The 20,679-nt window shown below is 41.1% G+C and carries 20 protein-coding genes; 9 read left to right on the forward strand and 11 right to left on the reverse strand.

Features of this window, described 5'->3' with window-relative positions:
- Positions 1 to 207 precede the first annotated feature (207 nt).
- The 3 genes from L8106_RS04435 (at position 208) to L8106_RS04445 (ending at position 3,034) form a co-directional block, all read left to right on the forward strand.
- The gene (locus L8106_RS04435) at positions 208 to 558 is read left to right on the forward strand and encodes a multidrug efflux SMR transporter (protein ID WP_009783006.1); all 351 of its coding nucleotides are present in this window, start codon (positions 208 to 210) and stop codon (positions 556 to 558) included.
- Between the two features lie 62 nt (positions 559 to 620).
- Positions 621 to 1,688 (forward strand): UbiA prenyltransferase family protein, encoded by a 1,068-nt coding sequence (locus L8106_RS04440; protein ID WP_009783007.1) that lies wholly within the window; start codon positions 621 to 623, stop codon positions 1,686 to 1,688.
- A gap of 143 nt (positions 1,689 to 1,831) precedes the next feature.
- A complete protein-coding gene (locus L8106_RS04445; RefSeq protein WP_009783008.1) occupies positions 1,832 to 3,034 on the forward strand; it encodes an argininosuccinate synthase in 1,203 nt (400 codons plus the stop codon).
- A 597-nt stretch (positions 3,035 to 3,631) separates the two neighbouring features.
- Here L8106_RS04445 and L8106_RS04450 read toward each other — a convergent pair.
- On the reverse strand, positions 3,632 to 4,657 hold the full coding sequence (locus L8106_RS04450; RefSeq protein WP_009783009.1) for a long-chain acyl-[acyl-carrier-protein] reductase: 1,026 nt from the start codon (positions 4,655 to 4,657) through the stop codon (positions 3,632 to 3,634).
- A gap of 239 nt (positions 4,658 to 4,896) precedes the next feature.
- Positions 4,897 to 5,592, reverse strand: coding sequence for an aldehyde oxygenase (deformylating) (locus tag L8106_RS04455; RefSeq protein WP_009783010.1), 696 nt, complete (start codon positions 5,590 to 5,592; stop codon positions 4,897 to 4,899).
- A gap of 874 nt (positions 5,593 to 6,466) precedes the next feature.
- Here L8106_RS04455 and L8106_RS04460 point away from each other — a divergent pair.
- From L8106_RS04460 to L8106_RS04465, 3 genes are all read left to right on the forward strand, one after another.
- Positions 6,467 to 6,787 carry a carbohydrate ABC transporter permease gene (locus tag L8106_RS04460; protein ID WP_369747859.1) on the forward strand — a complete coding sequence of 107 codons (321 nt, stop codon included), beginning with the start codon at positions 6,467 to 6,469 and terminating at the stop codon, positions 6,785 to 6,787.
- Between the two features lie 106 nt (positions 6,788 to 6,893).
- On the forward strand, positions 6,894 to 7,145 hold the full coding sequence (locus tag L8106_RS31960) for a hypothetical protein (protein ID WP_156803581.1): 252 nt from the start codon (positions 6,894 to 6,896) through the stop codon (positions 7,143 to 7,145).
- Positions 7,146 to 7,290: 145 nt separating this feature from the next.
- Complete coding sequence (locus L8106_RS04465) at positions 7,291 to 7,668, forward strand: hypothetical protein (RefSeq protein WP_009783013.1); 378 nt, start codon at positions 7,291 to 7,293, stop codon at positions 7,666 to 7,668.
- Positions 7,669 to 7,741: 73 nt separating this feature from the next.
- Here L8106_RS04465 and L8106_RS04470 read toward each other — a convergent pair whose 3' ends face one another.
- From L8106_RS04470 to cysC, 5 genes are all read right to left on the reverse strand, one after another.
- Positions 7,742 to 8,035, reverse strand: a complete 294-nt coding sequence (locus tag L8106_RS04470; protein WP_009783014.1) for a DUF2288 domain-containing protein — start codon at positions 8,033 to 8,035, stop codon at positions 7,742 to 7,744.
- 206 nt (positions 8,036 to 8,241) lie between these two features.
- Positions 8,242 to 9,765 (reverse strand): diguanylate cyclase, encoded by a 1,524-nt coding sequence (locus L8106_RS04475; protein WP_198012894.1) that lies wholly within the window; start codon positions 9,763 to 9,765, stop codon positions 8,242 to 8,244.
- A 252-nt stretch (positions 9,766 to 10,017) separates the two neighbouring features.
- Complete coding sequence (locus L8106_RS04480) at positions 10,018 to 10,653, reverse strand: 1-acyl-sn-glycerol-3-phosphate acyltransferase (protein WP_009783016.1); 636 nt, start codon at positions 10,651 to 10,653, stop codon at positions 10,018 to 10,020.
- A gap of 87 nt (positions 10,654 to 10,740) precedes the next feature.
- Positions 10,741 to 11,532, reverse strand: coding sequence for a DsbA family protein (locus L8106_RS04485; protein ID WP_009783017.1), 792 nt, complete (start codon positions 11,530 to 11,532; stop codon positions 10,741 to 10,743).
- Positions 11,533 to 11,655: 123 nt separating this feature from the next.
- Entirely contained in the window at positions 11,656 to 12,201 is a 546-nt protein-coding gene (cysC, locus tag L8106_RS04490; protein ID WP_009783018.1) for an adenylyl-sulfate kinase, read from the reverse strand.
- 756 nt (positions 12,202 to 12,957) lie between these two features.
- On the opposite strand from cysC, the gene L8106_RS04495 reads away from it, so the two are divergent.
- Positions 12,958 to 13,395: a hypothetical protein gene (locus L8106_RS04495; protein ID WP_009783020.1), complete on the forward strand. Its 438-nt coding sequence runs from the start codon at positions 12,958 to 12,960 to the stop codon at positions 13,393 to 13,395.
- 53 nt (positions 13,396 to 13,448) lie between these two features.
- Positions 13,449 to 15,560: an AarF/ABC1/UbiB kinase family protein gene (locus tag L8106_RS04500; protein ID WP_039895494.1), complete on the forward strand. Its 2,112-nt coding sequence runs from the start codon at positions 13,449 to 13,451 to the stop codon at positions 15,558 to 15,560.
- Positions 15,561 to 15,779: 219 nt separating this feature from the next.
- On the opposite strand, the gene L8106_RS04505 is transcribed toward L8106_RS04500, so the two are convergent.
- The 3 genes from L8106_RS04505 to L8106_RS04515 all read right to left on the reverse strand — a co-directional run bounded on the left by L8106_RS04505 (position 15,780) and on the right by L8106_RS04515 (position 18,519).
- A complete protein-coding gene (locus L8106_RS04505; protein ID WP_009783022.1) occupies positions 15,780 to 16,355 on the reverse strand; it encodes a Uma2 family endonuclease in 576 nt (191 codons plus the stop codon).
- Positions 16,356 to 16,596: 241 nt separating this feature from the next.
- Positions 16,597 to 17,691 carry a cell wall metabolism sensor histidine kinase WalK gene (locus L8106_RS04510; protein ID WP_009783023.1) on the reverse strand — a complete coding sequence of 365 codons (1,095 nt, stop codon included), beginning with the start codon at positions 17,689 to 17,691 and terminating at the stop codon, positions 16,597 to 16,599.
- A gap of 114 nt (positions 17,692 to 17,805) precedes the next feature.
- Entirely contained in the window at positions 17,806 to 18,519 is a 714-nt protein-coding gene (locus L8106_RS04515; protein WP_009783024.1) for a response regulator transcription factor, read from the reverse strand.
- A gap of 860 nt (positions 18,520 to 19,379) precedes the next feature.
- Between L8106_RS04515 and L8106_RS04520 the strand changes: the two genes are divergently transcribed.
- The gene (locus tag L8106_RS04520; protein WP_009783025.1) at positions 19,380 to 19,730 is read left to right on the forward strand and encodes a hypothetical protein; all 351 of its coding nucleotides are present in this window, start codon (positions 19,380 to 19,382) and stop codon (positions 19,728 to 19,730) included.
- Positions 19,731 to 19,902: 172 nt separating this feature from the next.
- On the opposite strand, the gene L8106_RS30325 is transcribed toward L8106_RS04520, so the two are convergent.
- The gene (locus tag L8106_RS30325; RefSeq protein ID WP_009783026.1) at positions 19,903 to 20,556 is read right to left on the reverse strand and encodes a pentapeptide repeat-containing protein; all 654 of its coding nucleotides are present in this window, start codon (positions 20,554 to 20,556) and stop codon (positions 19,903 to 19,905) included.
- Positions 20,557 to 20,679: the final 123 nt, after the last annotated feature.

A 20,679-nucleotide genomic window follows, 5' to 3' on the forward strand; every position in this document is an offset into this window, starting at 1 on the left:
TTGTCATTAAAATTATAGCTGCTAGTCTCCGGCTAACAGCATTTTTTGACTGTTTTTATCAGGTTTATTTCAGGGGCGGAATTACCTCAAGGGGTTAAGGTTGACGTAAAATTTCACCGAGTTTATTCTTTTTACTGTCATTTGTTGATATCGGATTTAAACCCAAACTAAAAAGAAGGCTAACCCCAGTCAAAATCAGGCAATAATATGAACTTAAATCTCAGTGGTTGGGCTTTTGTTTTGATCGCAGCAATCAATAACTCGATGGGGAGTTTACTTCTGAAAAAATCCCGTTTAGTTGCTACAGATTCTAGTCTTCTAGGCTTACTGTTGTCTCCTTGGTTTCTGGCTGGATTAGGGGTTTATGGCATTAACGTGATTTTGTTTGCCAAAGCCTTAGAAAAATTGCCCGTTTCTGTCGCTTACCCCGTTTTTGCTGGAATTGGATTTAGTTTAATTGCGGTGGCGGGAGGTTGGTTCTTCGGGGAACGATTGGAGATTAATCAATGGATAGGGTTAGGAATGATCCTCGCAGGGATTATAATCATGTCACGTTAAGAAATGCCAGGATTATGATCATCTCTTAACGAAATTTAAGTGGTGTGAACGAGGATCGAAAAATGAAAGAGACTTATCAAGAAAAAATCTCTTTATCCGCGAAATCCAATGATATCTCAGAGGATGATTCTTCTCTAGAGTCTCAACAAAGTCAAGGTTTAGAGATCATTAAATTATTGCGTCCTCATCAATGGACAAAAAACCTTTTCTGTCTAGCCGGGGTGATTTTTGGGGAACGATTATTAGAACCTCAGTCTATCCTTTTGGGTGGTTTAACCGTTGCTTTATTTTCGGCAATGGCATCAGCCGTTTATATCTTTAACGATATTCAAGATGTAGAACGAGATCGCCGACATCCTAAAAAACGATTTCGTCCAATTGCGAGTGGCAAAATTAGGATTAAAACCGCTTTTTGTATCGGGTTATTTTTAGCAACATTTTCAATCGTTGGAACCTCTCATTTAGGATGGGCAACTTTAACCTGTGTGTTACTTTATGCTATCAATAACATCTTTTATTCTCTCCATCTCAAAAATCAACCTCTATTTGATGTTAGTTGTATTGCCTTTGGTTTTGTCTTGCGACTCTTAGCGGGAATCTATGCTTTAGGGGATATTCCCACCGCTTGGATTACCCTCTGTACCTTTTTTCTGACTCTCTTTCTAGGATTTGCTAAACGCCGAGCCGAACTTTTAGCCCTTCTCAATCAAAATATTAACTCTGAATTAACATCAAATCTAGAATCAGAATTTCAACCCCATCAAACCCCTCTTGTTAATCGACATTATCTCCAACTCTTTTATCAACGGGGTCAAGCCAATAAACAACGTCCAGTTTTAGAACAATATACCCTTCCTTTTTTAGATTCTTTACTCAATAGCACCGCAACCATGACGATTATGTGTTATGCGTTGTTTACCATTGCCTCAGATAAAAATCCCTCACTGGTAATCACGGTGCCGATCGTTTACTATGCCGTCATGCACTATAAATGGATGGTGACAGTTCTGGCGATTGGAGAAGAACCGGATCGGATTGTGCTGAAAGATCGGATGATTAAATTAAGCTTAATAATTTGGTTAGTTGCCTATCTAGCGATTGTATATTTAGACATTCATTTGTTTGTCTAAACCGAGACGATAATCACCGTAGCTTAACCTTTGATTTTTGCCTCGACAAACCAGAGATTAAAAAATCTGCATCATCTCTGACAACCACTCGCCAAAAATGGGTGAATAATGAAAGTTTAACTTGTGTTAGGAGTAAACAACTCATGGGTCGCGCTACGAAAGCTGTATTAGCCTATTCCGGTGGAGTCGATACCTCTGTCTGTATTCCCTATTTAAAAAATGAGTTTGGAGTCGAAGGAGTCATCACGCTAGCCGCTGACTTAGGACAGGGAGATGAACTCGAACCGATTAAGCAAAAAGCACTTGATTCTGGTGCCGAGGAGTCTCTTGTAATTGATGTGCGGGAGAGATTTGTCAACGAGTTCGCCTTTCCCGCCATTCAAGCCAATGCGTTTTATGAAAATCGCTATCCTCTCTCAACGGCTTTGGCTCGTCCACTGATTGCTCAAATTTTAGTCGAAGCTGCCGAAAAATATGGGGCGGATGCGATTGCTCACGGGTGTACCGGAAAGGGAAATGATCAGGTGCGTTTTGATGTTTCGATTACCGCACTCAACCCGAAACTGAAAATTCTCGCACCCGCCCGAGAATGGGGAATGAGTCGGGAAGAAACGATTGCTTATGGGGAAAAATGCGGAATTCAGTCTCCGGTGAAAAAGTCCTCTCCCTATAGCTTAGACCGCAACTTGTTGGGAATGGCAATCGAAGCCGGGCCACTGGAAGATCCTTGGGTAGAAGCCCCCAAAGATGTCTATCGCCTCACCAAAGCGATTGAAGACACGCCCAACGAACCCGAATATGTAGAAATTGGCTTTGAAAAAGGGATTCCCGTCAGTTTAAACGGAGAATTTCTGGGTGGGGTGGCTTTGATTACCAAGCTCAATCAAATGTCAGGTAATCACGGTGTCGGACGAATTGACATGATTGAAAACCGTTTAGTCGGGATTAAGTCTCGCGAGATTTATGAATGTCCGGCGATGACGGTGTTAATTCATGCTCATCGGGATCTCGAAAGTTTAACCTTAACGGCAGATGTGACGCGCTATAAGCGGGGAATTGAAGAAACTTATAGCCAGCTTGTTTACAATGGTTTGTGGTTTAGCCCGTTGAAAGGAGCGCTCGATGCCTTTGTTCAGCAGACGCAAGAAAGAGTGACTGGAGTTGTGCGGGTAAAACTGTTTAAGGGCAATGCGATCATGGTTGGGCGTCAATCTGCAAATTCCCTCTATAGCATGGATTTGGCAACTTACGGATCAGAAGATGTCTTCGATCACAAAGCGGCTGAAGGGTTTATCTATATTTGGGGATTACCGACACGAGTTTGGTCTGAGAAACTGAGACAGTAAGGGCAATTCAGCCTATATTTTAGATCTCCGACAAACAACATTAATAAGCCCGCCCTGATCGTTATTTTGTAGGGGCGGGTTCCGCGAAAATGTATGTGTTTTTAGTCACAAGTTATCTGAACCCACTCAACAGATGAACAGCTTTTCCCACGGGTGACTGTGAGCAGGTTGATACAAGATTATTGACCCGAAAAAATTGGGGTACAAGCCCCGTCCTTGAGGACGGCTTGATGCTAAACTTTCTTTTGTGGAAAGGGTAATCAACCACACTAAAAACCCAGTCGCCGAAAAGGCAGCGCACCTTGACGCACTGAAGTTATGGGGTTCCGTACAGGAAAGCTTGTACGCTTATTAGCGCGCAACGCAACAAGTACAGAGAAACCAAGATTTTAGGTTTTGAACTGTAGGGTAGGGCATACCCAAACAGGCTGATGAAATGGAGCAAAACGCTTGAGGAGAGTCCATCTCTGGTATAGATAGGTCGCCCTATCTGTATTAAGTGGACTCGCTGAACCAAGAATCCCCGCCGTTTACGGCGTGGGAGTGTCAAAACATACATCTAGGTGGAACCCGCCCTTACAATACGGGTTACTATCTTTAGAGGGAAAGCAGTAAGGGTTTAAATCCGTGTTTAATCGAGACTCGGCCGATCATATCCATTTTGTCAACAGTGATTTGATTGCGTCCCCAAGAAAAATTGGTGTAAATTTTTTCAAATTCTAGCAACATCGCTTCCGCAAAACAGGCAAACAGTTGACGGGCGGGAAACTGCATATTGACGATTTTCATAATTTTCCAGTCAATATCGAGAGAATGTTCCACAATACCGCCTTCTAGGATGTGAACGCCGGGGTGTTGAAGTTTAGTCGCCATATTCTTCGGATAACCCCCATCAATCAGCAGACAGGGTTGCTGTAAGCGACTAGGATCGATATCCACCCCTTTCGCCATACTCGCCACCCAAACCACCACATTTGCTTGGGGAAGTGCTTCTTCTAGCCCTAATATTTTGCCGCGTCCGAGTTCACCTTGCAGGTTTTGTAGACGTTCGCGATCGCGAGCAATCAATAACAATTCTCCCACTTGAGTTCGTTGGTTAAGCCAGCGACAAACCGCACTGCCAATATCTCCTGTCGCGCCACAAACTGCAACTGTCGCATTGGATAAATCAATTCCCAACTTCGGCGCCATTTGTTCAACTTGACTGCAAATAATGTAAGCCGTGTGGGTATTTCCGGTTGTAAACCGCTCAAACTCTAGCTTGATATTGCGGACTTGCTTGATCTTCTCTAAGTTAAAATTCTCAAAAATGATCGAGGAGAACCCACCCAAGGCGGTGATATTAATGCCGTGTTTTTGAGCATGAGCCATCGCATTAATGATCTTGCGTGTCGCGGCTTTAATACGACGACTGGCCAACATTTCGGGCAGAAAACAGGATTCGACATAACGGCCTTCAATCACTTGGCCTGTAACACTTGTCACCTTAATCTCATCCACAATTTGGGGAGGCGCACTGCACCAAAAATCCAACCCCTGATCGGCATATTCTGGATAACCCAAGTCTTTAGCAACCAACTGGGCGTGTTCCAAACTTGTCAGATGACCAATTAAACCAAACATAGTCCATCACTACACTTTTAGATAGATTTTAGATTGTAACTTGACCGAGGGCTGGATTACAGTTATCAGTGACCAGTTACCAAGTACCGTGCAGTTAACAGTGAACAAGTACCATGCAGTGAAAACAGTGAACAGTTCTAGAGTAACCAGTACCAAGAAAACTGATAACTGATAACTGATAACTGATAACTGAAAACTGTTCCCTGTTCACTGAAAACTGTTCCCTGTGGGCGGTGAATTTAAGCCGTAGTCAGACCGTGGGCAGACATCCGCATGATTTCCCGAGTCGTGAACCCAATGTTGTTGAGAGCCTCACCGTAAGCAATCATAAAGTCTTCCACAAGAGCATCTTTTTCCATTCCCAGGATATGTGCATCATTCTCAACTTCGTTGAGCATTTTCCACACCAGAGGTAAATTCTGACTGTTGGCTTCTTGGAGTTCAGCCTTAGACTCCTCAAAATGAGCCTTCAGCCATTCTTCTCCGAAGTTGAGGTGCATATACTCATCATCGACAACGCCTTCGGTAATCTTGCGAGCAAAGGGGTCAGCAACCGGAATATAGATATTGTAAGCCGCGATCGCAAAACTTTCGATAATCAAAGATTGAATCAGTAAGCAAGTGACCACCTTTCCTTGGGCGGCTGCATCTTTAAAATTCTGATGCAACTGGCTAAAAAATTGGTGAGCATAGTCCATATCCGCAGTCACTTCTAGATTGCGACCACAGGCTTGGAATCCTTTCATGTGACGCTTTTCCATCTTAGAGAGGCGTACTAACTCATCTTTTTGATCGGGCAACATTTCCCCCAGCTTGATGTAGTTGTCGTGGGCTACTTGTTCCCCCTCAATTACAATCGCATTAATTCGGCTGTAGGCATCTTTGTAAGTATTGGTGTTAAAGTCGATTTCTGCAATAGCTTCAAGCTGTGGCATAGGTTTATTAGCTCCTCATCACAGATGAGTTCAATGAGTTTACGATTGATTTTGACAGAACGCGAGATCTTGAAAGATCAAGTTCGCTTTTGGGTTGGGGCATGGTTTAAGATCGGATTCGATCTCAAACGCTTAGTCTAACGCAAACATACGTTTTTTTTAGGATTCAGCGTTCACCCGGTCTGGAAGTGATTCGGCGCTAACATCAGACTGGTGTTGATCTGATCACCCTCTTCGGAGAGGATTGAAATCACACTCAATGTTGATCGACCGATAACCCTTCCTACTTAGGAGAAAATACTGAACCTATAGTTACTTTACCTATTTAAGCGAAGATTTGGCTAATTTTGTCCCCTCTCAGGAAGGATTGGTCAATAAATTCATCTAAATTCCCGTTTATATAAGTTTCGCTTAATTTTTTTTCCTTTATACCTCGCACAATACTTATGGGAAAATTGATCCAATCCTCAAAATTTCTCAAAAGCCTAAGTTTAGCTTTACTGTTGCTCGGAGCCGTGATTGTACTGTTCTACAAAACCTGTACAAAACGTCGCATTACAACACTTTTGCACTGTTTGCTTCCTGTTTCAAACCAGGACTGTCGGCAGCACCCTGTCCACAGGCTGAAAATCGGCTGGAACCCAACCTATTATTGAGTTTTCAATCACAACTTTGGATCTCTACTCCACTATTTTCAGGAAATTTAAAACTGATGGCTTTACTCAGTTACCTTTTTACAGGCTGCCCACTAGACAAGAATTCTCTGGGATGTCAAGCCTTAAATGCTTTAATCGCTTGGTTTTCGCGTTTTTTGATTGTATCACATTCAGAAAATACCTTGAAGCCACTCAAAGTAACGCAAATCGTATACTAGATTACATCTCTTGATGGGGCGAACCGTTGGCAGATTTTGTGGCAAGTGATTCTTCCCTGTGCTAGACCTGCATTAGTGACTCTATTTTTGTTTACTTTTATTGGGGAGTGGAATGATCTATTTAAACCCCTGGTTTTTACCACTCGGCCTGAACTCCAAACTGTACAGTTAGCCCTCGCTGAATTTCAAGAACAATTTACCAGTAATTGGTCTTTGATGATGGCTGCGGTTGTGATTTCGACAATCCCTGTCGTTGTTTTGTTTCTTCTGGGTCAGCGGCAATTTATTCGCGGTATTGCTGCGACTGGAATTAAAAATTAGAGTTCATAGTTGCTCAAAACTAACCTTCTGTGTAATGTGATGGTGTGCATTAGCTCTCTCAACCCTAGATTAATGTTGGAGTAGAGAACCAATAAAAACTTAAATTATGCAACCCGACCATTCACAACCTTCTCCGTCTCAACCTCTCCCGGACAATATTCGTCTATGGTGCTGTACTCGCAGATCATCGACACCCAATGTTCAGTACAGTCCTTCGGTGCGTCGTCGAGGTTTGAGCGTTTTGGAAATCTATTTTTGTCATCTGCGGGGGACTCTGCTGGTGTGGGAGTCTTTACCCCATTCCTCTCTCCTCCCCACCAAACTCGCCACTCGCCTCACGCATCTAGGTCTAATTTAACTCGATAGTTTTGCCGTTGTGAAGAATTGCTTTTCTATTGTCCAACTCGCTCAATTGCTAAAATTGACCGAAAAACCCTGATTTTAAAATCAAGCTCAATTAAGTTGGATTGTATAGAACCTCTCAATTAGGAGCAATAGAAGCAATGACGGCAGATCAATTTCAAGTTTTAGTCGATAGACGATATGCACGAGCAGGATTTGTGATTACTCAACTCATTGAAACTGAATGGCGACGGGTACTACGAGAACTCGATGGTCTTGATGTAGACGGCTGTGAGGTAGCAAGAGCGGCCTATTTGCTTGGACAATTTCAGATGCTGGATAAATTAATGGCGGCGTTGTCAGAAGGTAGTTTGAGTTCTGATTATGAAATAGAAGCTCAATGGCGTGAGAAACTCGTAGAACGGGTTGTTGAAGGATTTAATCTAGATTTTAATACTCCTCAATCTTCACTGAGAAGATACAAAAGTTTAGCCCAACAAGTCGCTGAGGTGTGTGGACTAGAGGTGGTTGAGGACTAAAGTCTTGATGAAGAAGCTCGGGGAGGATAAACTCGCTCTAAGGCTCCATCTCATTCCTCCCCATTCTTCACATTTAAGCTGAGAGTTCCTGCACTAAGACAAATGGATCTACAATCAGTGCATTAAACCGTTGAGATCGGTTATTGTTCCACACACTAACCTGCTCCATAGAGGGTTTGTAAATAAGTTGTTCATTGATCCAACTCTGTACAGATGATGTATTATCGTTAGCGATCGCCTCGCCAACATCGAGTAAATCAAGGTCTTCGTTGACAACCACAACCACTTCTCGTTCGTGATGAGGAATCAACCATTCCCATCTAGCTTCATCTAAATTTTCTGCGAGTTGTTCTCTCAATTCCGGCATGATCTTTCCTGAGTTCTTCACCACAGTCTTAAAAGACGTTTTATTAGTCTAACGTTTATGGGGATAATTTTGTTTGGATTACCCAGATTGATCTATCCTCACCAAACAATCTAACGCTGACATCGATTCTACTCCGTTGAAGGATTCTATTATTTATTTTAGACTTAAACCGGGTATTTTCAGCGGGAAGTGATGGGTTATAACTGCTAATCCCTGACCGTCACACAATTGCGATTATTACGCTTAGAAAAGTATAGGGTGCTATCGACTCTTTTGATTAGACTTTCCACCGTATCATCGACTCTGTATGCAGAAACACCAAAACTAGCAGTAATTGTCTTTTCAACGCCTGAAAATTGATGACACTCAATCTGACTTCGCAACTTCTCAGCCAGGTGAGCCGCGTTAGTTAGTTGAGTCTCAGGACAAATCACAATAAACTCCTCTCCGCCCCAACGTCCCACTACATCTGTCTTTCGCAAGTTATTCTTCAGAATAAATGCAATTTCTACCAGAACAGAATCCCCAACATGGTGGCCGTAGGTATCATTGATCTGTTTAAAATGATCTACATCCAAAAGAACAACAGAAAAACCAAGATTATATCGGTTTGCACGAAGAACTTCCTTTTCAGTTTCTTCATCAATGATATGTCTATTGAATAAGCCAGTTAGCTTATCGGTTTTATAGAGACAATCTAGCTTCTTATTCGCTTCAATCAGTTTTTTGTTATACCTAGAGATAATCAAGTTTCGATAAAACAGCAAAGACAAAATAACAAGAGATACAGCCATGATTTCCCAAAACAATACATAGTCAAATCCCTTATCATAACTCACAGATATCCAGTAATAAAATATCTTTTGACGATCTTCATAAGAAATAGTAGCAATCGCTTTGTTAATAATCGAGAGTAATAGCGGTCTGTCATTTCTTACAGCAATCGATACATCATAATCCAAATCAAGCTCACCTGAAATTTTCAAATTGGGCATTCTATTCGTTTTCAGTTGATAGCTGATTGTCGGTAAAGTATCGATATATCCGTACACTTTATTTTTCCGCACCATTTCCAATCCAGTCCGGGCGTCAGGAACTTCTTTTATGATCATCTCAGGATGTTTTTTGCGGAGCAATTCAATAGCTGCATACCCTTTAATTAGGGCAAAACTTTTGCCTGCAACCCGCTCGAAATCAAGAATAAATATTTCCTCTAAATTGGTAGCAACAACCAATGGCAAAAAGATATAGGGTTCGCTAAAATTCAAAAATTCTTTACGCAATGGTGTGGGAACAGCCCCCGGAAGAATATCACAGGCTCGTTGTCGGGCGAAGGACAAAGATTCATCCCAAGAACTTGTTTTTACTACCCGGAATTCTTTTCCAATGCTATCAGAAATAATCTTCATATAATCGGCAACTAGACCCAAATAATTACCCTTTTCATCTACTTTTTCATAAGGCATCCAATCGGGGTCAACGCAAATTGGGATGAAATCAATTTTAGAAAGATATTCTTGTTCTTCTTGATTAAAATTGGGATTTACTTCAGAATTGATAGAATAATTTTGTGGGATATTATCTGTATAAGCGATGCTTTTTAACTTATTATTAAGGATGCCTATCGCCTCGTTTTTTTGGGTTTCAAGAGTAAGCCGTGACTTCGATTCAATTAACCCGGGTTTACCCCCGATGATTATCCTATTTTCAGCATAGGCATAATCTTTCACTGGCACTACAAACAGCACCACGAATAAGATCAAAAACAGGATCAATCTACAATATGCTATCACCTTTAAATTTTCCCAACATAAGACTTACTTTTCAGGTTAGTATTTTCACCCTTTCTATAAAATAATTGACTCAACGCAGTTTTTAACCTCTCAATTCTAAATTGGGTTTTTCCAACTTTAAAACATGAAATAAGAGAAGTATTAGAACCCGATTTTCGGATTAGATTTCATCTCGAATTGTATTAACTTTTATCGGCCTAAGTCGTGCATCGTGTTAATCACATCAGTACATTTTTGGGTCAATGCTTCGAGTTCCCCGCGTTGAGTTGAACGAGGCGGATCAATCAGTTCACCAATGCGAACCGTGACAGGTACAGGCTTCGGAAGGGCAGAACCTTTTTTGACAATGGCTTGAGTTCCCCACAAACAAACGGGTAATAGGGGGGCGTTGGCTTTCGCGGCAATCATTGCTGCACCCAATTTGGGGCTATGGATGCGACCATCGAGGGTACGAGTTCCTTCTAAAAATAAACCTACCGCCCACCCCTGTTCTAAGGCAGCTAGGGCGGCTCGAATGGCACTCCGGTCAGCCGATCCCCGTTTAACTGGATAAGCCCCATACAAGCGGATAGCATCTTTGAGAACAGGAACATCAAATAGTTCTTCTTTCGCCATAAAAGCGACAGGTCGGCGCATACAGATAGAGAGGAAAGGCGGATCGAAATCACTAGCATGATTACTCACCACAATCAGTTTTCCCTGTCGGGGTACTCTTTCGGTATTATGAACTTTTCCCCGAAAGTAGACCCGAAACAGGGGATTGACAACTGAATATTTTAATAAGGAGTAGAGAATTAAATTCTCAACGGGTTCTCGATTCGCCACTGCTAATTAACATGGATCGGATGATATTTAGACTATCAGGTTTTTGAGCGTTCTGAGACGAACTGACGGAAATTGATCGAGCGGGTACTAGCTTTTAGAACTAACCTGAGCTAAAACTTCTTCCATTTTAGAGAGTTCTACTGCTCCGGAGAAGGTTTCGCCATTCATCACGAAAAAGGGCGTTCCTGATATTCCCAACGCTTGAGCCAGTTCGAGATCTTTTTGAATGGAGGTGGCGGCTTCCTGACTTTGGCGATCGCGATTAAACTGTTCAAGGTCGAGGTTTAAATTGTTAGCGATCTCGATGTAGAGATCTTCACCCAATTGTTCTTGTTGAGTAAATAAAGCATCTTGGTATTCCCAGAATTTTCCCTGTTGTTGAGCAGCCCAAGACGCTTTTGCGGACGGGAGTGCTTCGGGATGAATTTGACTGAGGGGTAGGTGTTTGTAAACCAGGGTGACTTGTCCCTGATGCTTATCCATAAACTGTTTAATGGTTTGATGAGCGCGGGAACAGAAGGGACATTGAAAGTCGGAGAACTCCAACAATACGATCTCCTGACTCGATGCTCCGGTTGTCGGAGAGCTACCGATAATCGCAGCCGGATCGGTTTTCATCTGTTCCAGGAAAGACTCTCGGGAACTTTGGAGATTTTGTTGCTGTTGCTGTTGGTAAACTTGTACGGACTCTAATATCGCTTCGGGGTTGTCGCGAATCACTTGAATTACCTGCTGTTCAAATTCAGGACTCACTTTAACCGTGTTAGCGGACTCTCCGGATGGTGAGCATCCCCCCAAGGTGAAGCAGAGGGTTAAAACGGTTGTGGCGAGCCAAAGCTTTAACTGACGATACTGTTTCCAAGCGATCGAGATGTTCATAGAGTTTATCCTCATTTATCAAAAACACAAATCAACGCGACACTTTTACCTTAAACCTTAAGTTGTAGGTTTGGGTGTCGCGTATAAATCGTTTACGTTTTTAACGGGTTTTGAGGAAATCGGTTAAACGGCAACCTTGGTAGAAATATAACCCAACTCCTCTAATTTACTCATCACCTTAGCTACACTCTCAGATAATTCTTCGAGGTCTGTGCGACATTCAACTTCTGGGTTGAGGGGGGGTTCATAGGGATCGTCAATCCCTGTAAACTGTTTGATTTCACCTGCTCTGGCTCGTTTGTATAAGCCTTTGACATCCCGTTCTTCACAAGTTCCTAAGGGAGCATTGACGAAAACTTCTATGAAATCACCAACGGTTTTACGAACTTCTTCGCGAACTTCACGATAGGGAGAAATCGCTGAAACCAACACAATAACACCGTTACGGGTGAGAAGATTAGCAACAAATCCGATCCGGCGAATGTTGATGTCTCGGTCTTCTTTGCTAAAGCCCAAACCTTTAGTTAGGTTTTCGCGCACGATATCGCCATCTAAAATCTCAAGCTGACATTCTTTAGTACGTAATTCCTCAGCTATTGCACGAGTAATTGTGGTTTTTCCGGCACCACTTAACCCCGTGAACCACACTGTTACACCTCGGCGCTGCATCAATTGTATTTCTCCTGCTAAGTGACAACTAAACTTTAATTGATTATCGAATCATCTCTATTGAGACTTGACTGTCAGGAGGACATCTTCCTGAAATCACTTACACCCGTCTGCACTCGTGCAACCAACGATCTGACTTAAAAATCGGAATGGATTGACTGCATGAGTTGCAAATCTATTCTTACCCCATATTACTCGCATAGAAGTAGGGAACGTCAAGATCCTGATTGTCATTGTCACCTACCTTGGGTTCAGTGTAGACCTAATTTGCCGAAAATCTCATGGATTTTGCCGGACAGAATTAGAAGATAGAAGTCGTTTGCTTCTGCGGATAGGTGGTATTCCTCCCTCGGAACTAATATTGCTTGTCGGGTTGGGTCTTGCTTGAATTTTAAACTAAATTCATCTGTCCAATTCATTAGGAGATCTCAGGAAACCTAAAAACCTATATTTATTTCGATAGAATGATTGATTTTTATATCCAAAGTCTGATTCCATGAGTTAATAATTCAATTAATATTGTGAATATATAAATACTTTTAAAGTCGGTTAAAGGTTAAGTTTTTTTCTTGCTGCTGCCTATTATTAGCTTTTTCTCCGTCGGAATAAACTTTATATTTATTCTAGAATAGAATGTTCCCAAAACTCCCCAGGCTCGATAAAATAAAGACAAACGAAAACTGCAACTTAAAATTTGATTACTACTTCAGTCGTCAATTGTGTTAACTCAAAACTTACTGTTTCAGAAAAACCCCTATGGCTTCATCTCGTCAAGTTAAACAATACCTCGCATACTGGTTACAACTCGGTAAAAAGGTGATACTTCATAATGGAGATCAATCTCTATTACCCGAACCCTTATTTGAGGGAGATCACTACAGCCCCGAGTTTGAAAAATGTTGGCAAGAAATCCTCTCTCCTGAGTCGGGGGACTGCTACCTAGAAGGCACAGATGTCTCCATTAGTGAATTATTGACCTCGAATTGGGAGATTGATCAATGCGCTCGGTGTTCGATGCCCGTAACCTTTCGGACGAAGGGAATGTCCCCAAGCTGTTGTCCTTGCTTTGATTTACCAACCTGGCCGAACTCAGAAGTTCCTCAACCGCGACTTCCAGCCAATACACAACAACATCTACACGAGATTTATAATCGCCTGATCAAGTCCAATCCAGATGATATTGAAAGTGCATGAGCCAATGTTGTTACAATAGTTAACAATACTGCTCAGACTTAATCCTGTACTTTATGGATATCAAGACGGTATCGCCGACTTTGCCCCTGGTTGATTCACAAGCCCCAACTCCTATGAGAGCCACACAGCTAGATCCAGTTGATCCCGTTACATCCAATACTGTAGATGTACGATCACAACTTGTAAGCGTTGAAGAAATTCCCACCCCTGGGGAATCCGAAGCTGATCAATCTTTTTCCAATCCCCATGTTTCCCTCCGTTATGATCCGGTTGCCATTGCCAATTATTACCGCTCCCGCTTTTTGAAAGTCTGGGGACGGCTATTAACGGTCATCTGGAAATTTTCTTCCCTCGCTTTAGGAATCTGGCTTGATCAGAAAAGGGGATGTGCAGAAAAAAATGAGGGTAAGCGAGCTACTCAACTCCGCGTTACACTGACTCAACTCGGCCCAGCATTTATCAAAGTTGGACAAGCTTTATCGACACGACCCGATTTAGTTTCTCCTACGTTTTTAGAAGAATTAACTAAACTTCAAGACCAACTTCCCCCGTTCTCAAATGAAATTGCCTATGGTTTCATCGAAGAAGAACTAGGAGGAAAACCAGAACAAATCTACGCTGAACTTTCTCGAGATCCCTTAGCAGCTGCTTCTTTGGGACAAGTCTATAAGGGAAAACTGAAAACAGGCGAAACCGTCGCCGTTAAAGTGCAACGTCCGGGTTTATCAGAATTGATAGCACTCGATATTTACCTGTTGCGAACTCTGGCAATTTGGGCGCAAAAAAATATTACCCGAATCCGCAGTGACTTAGTAGCCATCATGGATGAATTTGGCTACCGAATTTTTGAAGAAATGGACTACACCCACGAGGGTCACAACGCTGAACGGTTTAATGAACTCTACGGTCATTTACCCGATATTTATGTTCCTAAAATCTATTGGGAATATACCGGAAAACGAGTGCTAACGATGGAGTGGGTGAATGGAACTAAATTAACCAATTTAGATGAAGTTCAAGCCAAAGGAATCGATGCTCGTTATCTGATTGAAGTTGGCGTACAATGTTCTCTACGTCAATTACTTGAACATGGATTTTTCCATGCTGATCCTCACCCCGGTAACTTACTCGCTAGTCCTGATGGTAAGTTGGTTTATCTCGATTTTGGGATGATGAGTGAGGTTAAACCCTATCAACGCTATGGCTTACTAGAGGCTGTTGTGCATTTGGTTAACCGAGATTTTGAGGGATTAGCCAATGATTATGTCAAATTAGAATTTTTAACCCCTGATACTGACCTAACGCCGATTATTCCCGCTTTAAGTTCTGTTTTTAATGATGCGCTCGGTGCGAGTGTTGCCGAACTCAACTTCAAAAGTATTACGGATAAACTCTCGGCGTTGATGTATGAATATCCCTTCCAAGTTCCGGCTTATTATGCGCTGATTATTCGTTCGTTGGTGACTTTAGAAGGAATTGCGATTAACGTTGATCCCAACTTTAAGGTACTCAGTAAAGCTTATCCCTACGTGGCTAAACGCCTGTTAACTGACCCGTCTCCTCAACTGCGTACTTCCCTGAAAGATTTGCTGTTTAAAGATGGTTCTCTGCGCTGGAATCGTCTAGAAAATTTGTTAAAAAATGCTCGAAATAGCGATGATTACGATATTAACCAAGTTCTCGATCAGACATTAGACTTTTTATTCTCGGAACGGGGGGAGTTTATTCGAGAAAAGTTAGCCAATGAAATTGTTAAAAATGTCGATTTGGCTTCTCGTAATGCTTTGACAAACGCACAACTGAAGGTGGCGGAGTGGATGGGGATAAAACCACCGTTATCTAATGGAAAAAAACCTGTAGCTACATCCAATCAAAATCAGAGCAATTTAGAACATATTCAGCGAATTGTAGGCATTTTGCAAGAGACTAAAGGCTTTGACCCGATGATTTTAGTGCAGAAAGTTCCGGACTTATTAGCCAAGCCAGAAGTTCGTCAACTGGGTCAACAAGTAGCGGGTGAGTTAGCCCAAAAGACCGCAGCACGGTTAATTCGTGAACTTTTGATTTCTGAAGATCATTCAGAAACCCCGAAAAACGGACATCGTTCTTCGTCTCAACCGCCAGCTAAACCGCTACCTCCTGTGTCTCTACCTGCGGGTTATTAGTCAGGGTTTTATTGATATACTCCCCCGTTGAAAAATAGGGGGATTTTTAACTCAAGTTAACTTTTGATTCTTTGACTCAACTGATTAAATCCGATTTCTGATCATCTTGCCAGAGTCTAGCTGCCTTATTCCGAATGAATTGGGCAGTTTGATAGTTTTTTATTGATTTTATTAAAAACTCATTTTTATAAATTTAAACTGAAATTTTCCCAATCTTTTTTAGGAGGGAAAGCTTAACCAACTGAATAAAGTATTCACTGAGAGTTGTAAATCTGCTAACACTTCAAGCACAGGTAAAATTTGTTCACCTTCAAAAGATTCTAGTTGTTGATCGGGTTTGAATACTAATACTAATCGTTCTTTAGGATCAACTAACCAACCTAACTTTGTTCCCTGTTTAAGACAAAATAAGATATTATCAATGACGCGAGTTGTATTTTGGCCTGGTGATAAAATCTCAATTGTCCAGTCGGGTTGGATGTTAACATCATTACTAATTTCACCTTCTTCATCAAGGGGAATATTCGCCCACTCAAACACAACAATATCCGCCACAATTGAACGTTCACTAAACGAACAGCGTAACTCTGGAAAGCTATAAGCAGTTCTTGCGGGTAAACCTTTTTGATTTATTGTTTCGTTCAGACGACCTTGTAGTAAGCTATGTTTTCCTTTTGGCATGGGTTTTTGATGAATTTTTCCGTCAATATACTCACTAGCAGGTGTGGTTTCAGGTAAAGCTAAAAACTCATCTAGAGAGAGGTTTTCGGTTTTGGGTGTATCTGAGATTACCATAACTTTATTGCTCCTAAACTCATCCCATCATTCAAATATAATTATAATTATATTAACACAAATCAAGGGAAAATAACAATGATTCAAGCTGCATTGTCAGGTTTATAAAGATATTTAAAAAAAAATCATCCTGAGATTTTAACACTGTTTGTCTTTCAGGGAAAATGGAAAGAATCAAGTTTTTGAGAATTTTTGAGATAATTTTGAGATGATTTTTTATATTAAAAATGACAGAATTTTTTCAAGTAATCGGCAAACAAAAGCGAAATATACTTCCTTTCCCTAATTCACTTTCAACCTCTATTTTACCCCCTTGAAGTTCAACTAAACGCTTTGTGATCGCCAACCCAATTCCCGTTCCGCCCCATTGACGCGATCGCGATCTTTCTCCACGCCAAAACCGTTCAAAAACATGGGGTAAATCTATTTCAGAAATTCCTATTCCTGTGTCAATCACCGCCACCCAAACAGAGTTTAAATTTTGCCAAACTTTAACGGTAATTGAACCGTTTTCTGTATAACGAATTGCATTTCCTAAAAGATTAACTAAAATTTGTTCTGTGCGATCAATATCCGCAAAAACAGTCGGTAAACTAGACGGGCAATCTAGTCTTATCACTGGCCCGTATTCTAACAGTTGATCCCCAAAACGAGTCACTAAACTTTCTAAAAGTGGACGTAAATTTAGAGGTTTAGGATTAATCACTAAATATCCTGCTTCTGCTTTTGATAGTTCTTGTAAATCATTCACTAACCGTTCTAAACGGCGTGTTTCTCGAATTAAGCGGTTATAAAGTTCATCAGAAGGTTGAATTTGACCTTCTGCCATTTCTTCTAAATATCCTCGTACAACGGTTAAGGGTGTTCTCAATTCGTGAGTCATATCACTAATCAATTCCCGACGGCGCTGTTCAATTCCCTCGATACTTTCTGCCATACGGTTAAAGCTTAAACTCAGTTGATTGAGTTCAGGAATTTCACTTTTAATCATACGTTCGTCTAGGTTTCCGGCTGCAAATTTTTGGGTGATTTCTCGCATTTGAGTCAAGGGTTGAGTAATTCGTTTGGCGACCCAATAACTTAACGCACCTGCGGCTGTTGCACCCACTCCAACTGACCATAAGGTACTGCGATTCCAAGTGATTTCAAACCCCCGAACTAGGTAAGTTCTCACAGAACGAACGTTAAAAAATTGGGTTTGTTCGAGGCGTTCAAGTTGTAAAACAAATAAACGGGGAGAGTAGACTTTACTCATTAAAATAAAGCTACCTAGTCCAACTCCCATAACTAACAAATGAGACAAAAGTAAACGCGATCGCAAGTTTAGCTTGGGCATGATTTATGCTGGACATTACTACAGTAGAAAAAATCGATGAGAATGTTTGACTAACAATTCTATAGTGTTTTAAAAAGGAATGAGGATCAGTTGTCAACTTCTTCTCAACTGTGATTACTTATTTGTTGTCGAGTCTTCAAATTTATATCCCGTTCCCACAACTGTTTTGATAAACTGAGGATGAGTTGGATCGGGTTCAATTTTTTTTCGCAGTCGGGCGATATGAGTATCGACTACTCGTTCATCTCCAAAAAAGTCATCTCCCCAAAGTTTATCAATAAGTTGAGTTCGGTTCCAAACCCGACCCGGATAACTCACCAGAGTAACCAGTAAATTAAATTCTAAAGGACTTAAATCTAGAGGTTCTGAAGTTTGAGGGTCGAGTTGTCGGTAAGCCAAATGTTGATCGAGATCAACGGTAAAATGAGGTGTGCGATAAACTTGGCTTTGTCCCCCGTGACGCAGACTACGACGCAACAAAGCCCGAATCCTGGCAACTAATTCTCGGGGACTGAAGGGTTTGACCAAGTAGTCGTCAGCCCCCGTAGACAAACCAATCACCCGATCAATTTCTTCTCCTTTTGCTGTTAACATCAGGATATAGGGATCTTTTACACCCGGTTGTTGACGAATACGGGCGCAGACTTCTAAGCCATCAAGACCGGGAAGCATCAAGTCAAGAACGATCAGGTCTGGCTGCTGAGTTTGAAACCATTCTAAAGCCCCCCAACCGTCACGGGCGGTTTCGCAGGAAAAACCCTCATTTTCTAATGTTTGTTGGATGAGTTGGGCGATTTCCCCGTCATCCTCCACAATCAGAATTTTCATTGAAAGTTGTGAATGGAGATTAAAAATATTCTATCTAAAGATAGAAATTGATTGTGAAAAACTCTCAGATTCTGTTGCTAAAATCCCCCAAATACCCATTATACAACTATTTTAGCCGTAACTCTCCTAAGAAAGATGTGAGTTTTCTCTAACATGATAGGCTGCAAAATTGACAATATTGCTTTACTATGCAATTATGGCTTGACACAATTCTTAATGCAGTCACTCCTCGATCTATCATCAATCTGAAAAAATAATTGCTCAAAATGACACTTAATGAATTGGAGGTGAAAATCAACAGGTTTGACTTTTGAAGTGATACAAATTCACATGAACAGCTTTACATAACGCCCTCTAATATGAAGTGATGTATTCTAGGTAACAATTTTATTGTAAAGATTTGGTCAAGCTAAGGTGACATGAGTTGCTATTTATGATTTTTTTGCATTAGTATCTTGTGTGTTCAGTGTCTTAAAGATCGCGCTCTCAAATTGAAAATAACCAGTCATAGAAAATTAGGCTAACTTAATTTAGCTCAAGAATCCAATGAGAGAATTCTAATCAAGTCAGACTTCTTCAAGTCGAATTACTGATTTAACGGGGTAGTATATCTTGTCGATTAAATTCTAAGTTCAATGATGAGTCTGACTTAACTAAACTTCAGGAATTCATTATCTATACCCTGTATATAACCAATATTAGATTTTTTGACGGAATGATCTTTGTCAAAATATCTGTGGTTTTTTAGCTTAGAGTGTCAAGCAACTCAAAATCAGAAGTCAGGTGCAATAAAGCAGCCTGAAATCCTCTATTTTCATTTTATTAGTGGTCAACATCTACCAAATTCTAAGAACTCACTTATGAAGACTCAGAATCTTTTCTCTCAAATCGCTGATGCTGTTAAAACTCAATCAGCCCTCTCTACAACCTGGACTATTCTCAAAAAAAGTGAGGTTAATCACGCTTCCCAACTCAACTGGATAGAGAAAGATCATACTTGTCAAGCCGCCTATACCGATGAGTTAGGCACCATAGAACTATATATCAAAAAGGAAATCCACCCTCCGATTAGGGGGATACATCATTATCAAGTTAGCTATCAATATCGTTCCCCAGACGGTAGCTTAATTGCTCAAGGGATTTGGGAACCCAAAGAAACAATTGACCAAGCTAAACAACTTGCAGAATTTCAGTTACGACAATTTCTGTAGTTTCTAGAGATTAAATTAATTTAATTTTGATTTGATCAAAAATCTAGAAATTATTTTATAAGGGGTTGAAATCTTCTGTTTGAGTTAAGACTTTAAAGATCTTATAGAAGATTAACCCCTGTGTGAATTCGACTTTCCATCAACTTCAACTTAAGCTTGATCAATATTTTCTCTAAAACTCAATTCGAGGTGGAAAAGGAATATCTATACCTGCATCCGGCTCAGGATTAGCTTCTAAAGGTTGGAAAAGCTCATCAAGATATTCTTCCGTATATTCAAATTCCTCAGTTTCTGCTCCTCCCATTGGAAAGGTTAAACTAGAATCTTCTCGCCCAATTCTCAACTGTTCTTGCTTCCCAAGTTCTTCTGCTGAACCCATTGGAGACCATCGAGCTTCTTCGAGAGATTGTACCCAGAAACTACTTCCATTAAGATCCGCTTTAATCAGGTTAGTTCCATCGAGTTGAGCCTGAATCAAGTTTGCGTTGGTTAAATTCGCACCAAACAGGTTAGCGTTGTCTAACTCTGCGCTATTTAAGAATGCGCCCTGTAAGTTTGCTTCTGTGAGGTTGGCTCCTTTGAGGTCAGCGCCCTCTAAATTTGTGTAGGCTAGATTCGCCCCTGAGAGATCGGCATTCCTTAAGTCTACTCCGATCAAGTGACGTTTGCTTAAATCTACTCCCCGCAGATCACAGCCTTGACAAGTACCCGTTTCAACTAACTGCTGAATATGAGCCGGGTTTTGGGCTTGAGCGGAAGTCGATAAACCGACAGAGAATAATACAGAACTGGCGATGACGAGTGTTGTTTTGGAGAAGATGCTCATCTTAAAATGTCCTCCCGATTTTATCTAAACTTTGAGACATCGTATTTAAGTCTCTCTATTTCTAGAATAAGCGATATTTCGGAGGATGACTTCCTCCAACGGAAGGATATTCTTTGGGAAGAT

The organism is Lyngbya sp. PCC 8106 (assembly GCF_000169095.1).
Taxonomy (GTDB): Bacteria; Cyanobacteriota; Cyanobacteriia; order Cyanobacteriales; family Microcoleaceae; genus Capilliphycus.

Excerpts from the sequence above, each read along its gene's own strand:
- L8106_RS04435 (WP_009783006.1), top strand. The coding sequence starts at position 208 with ATGAACTTAAATCTCAGTGGTTGGGCTTTTGTTTTGATCGCAGCAATC.
- L8106_RS04440 (WP_009783007.1), top strand. The coding sequence starts at position 621 with ATGAAAGAGACTTATCAAGAAAAAATCTCTTTATCCGCGAAATCCAAT.
- L8106_RS04445 (WP_009783008.1), top strand. The coding sequence starts at position 1,832 with ATGGGTCGCGCTACGAAAGCTGTATTAGCCTATTCCGGTGGAGTCGAT.
- L8106_RS04450 (WP_009783009.1), bottom strand. The coding sequence starts at position 4,657 with ATGTTTGGTTTAATTGGTCATCTGACAAGTTTGGAACACGCCCAGTTG.
- L8106_RS04455 (WP_009783010.1), bottom strand. The coding sequence starts at position 5,592 with ATGCCACAGCTTGAAGCTATTGCAGAAATCGACTTTAACACCAATACT.
- L8106_RS31960 (WP_156803581.1), top strand. The coding sequence starts at position 6,894 with ATGCAACCCGACCATTCACAACCTTCTCCGTCTCAACCTCTCCCGGAC.
- L8106_RS04465 (WP_009783013.1), top strand. The coding sequence starts at position 7,291 with ATGACGGCAGATCAATTTCAAGTTTTAGTCGATAGACGATATGCACGA.
- L8106_RS04470 (WP_009783014.1), bottom strand. The coding sequence starts at position 8,035 with ATGCCGGAATTGAGAGAACAACTCGCAGAAAATTTAGATGAAGCTAGA.
- L8106_RS04485 (WP_009783017.1), bottom strand. The coding sequence starts at position 11,532 with ATGAACATCTCGATCGCTTGGAAACAGTATCGTCAGTTAAAGCTTTGG.
- cysC (WP_009783018.1), bottom strand. The coding sequence starts at position 12,201 with ATGCAGCGCCGAGGTGTAACAGTGTGGTTCACGGGGTTAAGTGGTGCC.
- L8106_RS04495 (WP_009783020.1), top strand. The coding sequence starts at position 12,958 with ATGGCTTCATCTCGTCAAGTTAAACAATACCTCGCATACTGGTTACAA.
- L8106_RS04500 (WP_039895494.1), top strand. The coding sequence starts at position 13,449 with ATGGATATCAAGACGGTATCGCCGACTTTGCCCCTGGTTGATTCACAA.
- L8106_RS04505 (WP_009783022.1), bottom strand. The coding sequence starts at position 16,355 with ATGGTAATCTCAGATACACCCAAAACCGAAAACCTCTCTCTAGATGAG.
- L8106_RS04510 (WP_009783023.1), bottom strand. The coding sequence starts at position 17,691 with ATGCCCAAGCTAAACTTGCGATCGCGTTTACTTTTGTCTCATTTGTTA.
- L8106_RS04515 (WP_009783024.1), bottom strand. The coding sequence starts at position 18,519 with ATGAAAATTCTGATTGTGGAGGATGACGGGGAAATCGCCCAACTCATC.
- L8106_RS04520 (WP_009783025.1), top strand. The coding sequence starts at position 19,380 with ATGAAGACTCAGAATCTTTTCTCTCAAATCGCTGATGCTGTTAAAACT.
- L8106_RS30325 (WP_009783026.1), bottom strand. The coding sequence starts at position 20,556 with ATGAGCATCTTCTCCAAAACAACACTCGTCATCGCCAGTTCTGTATTA.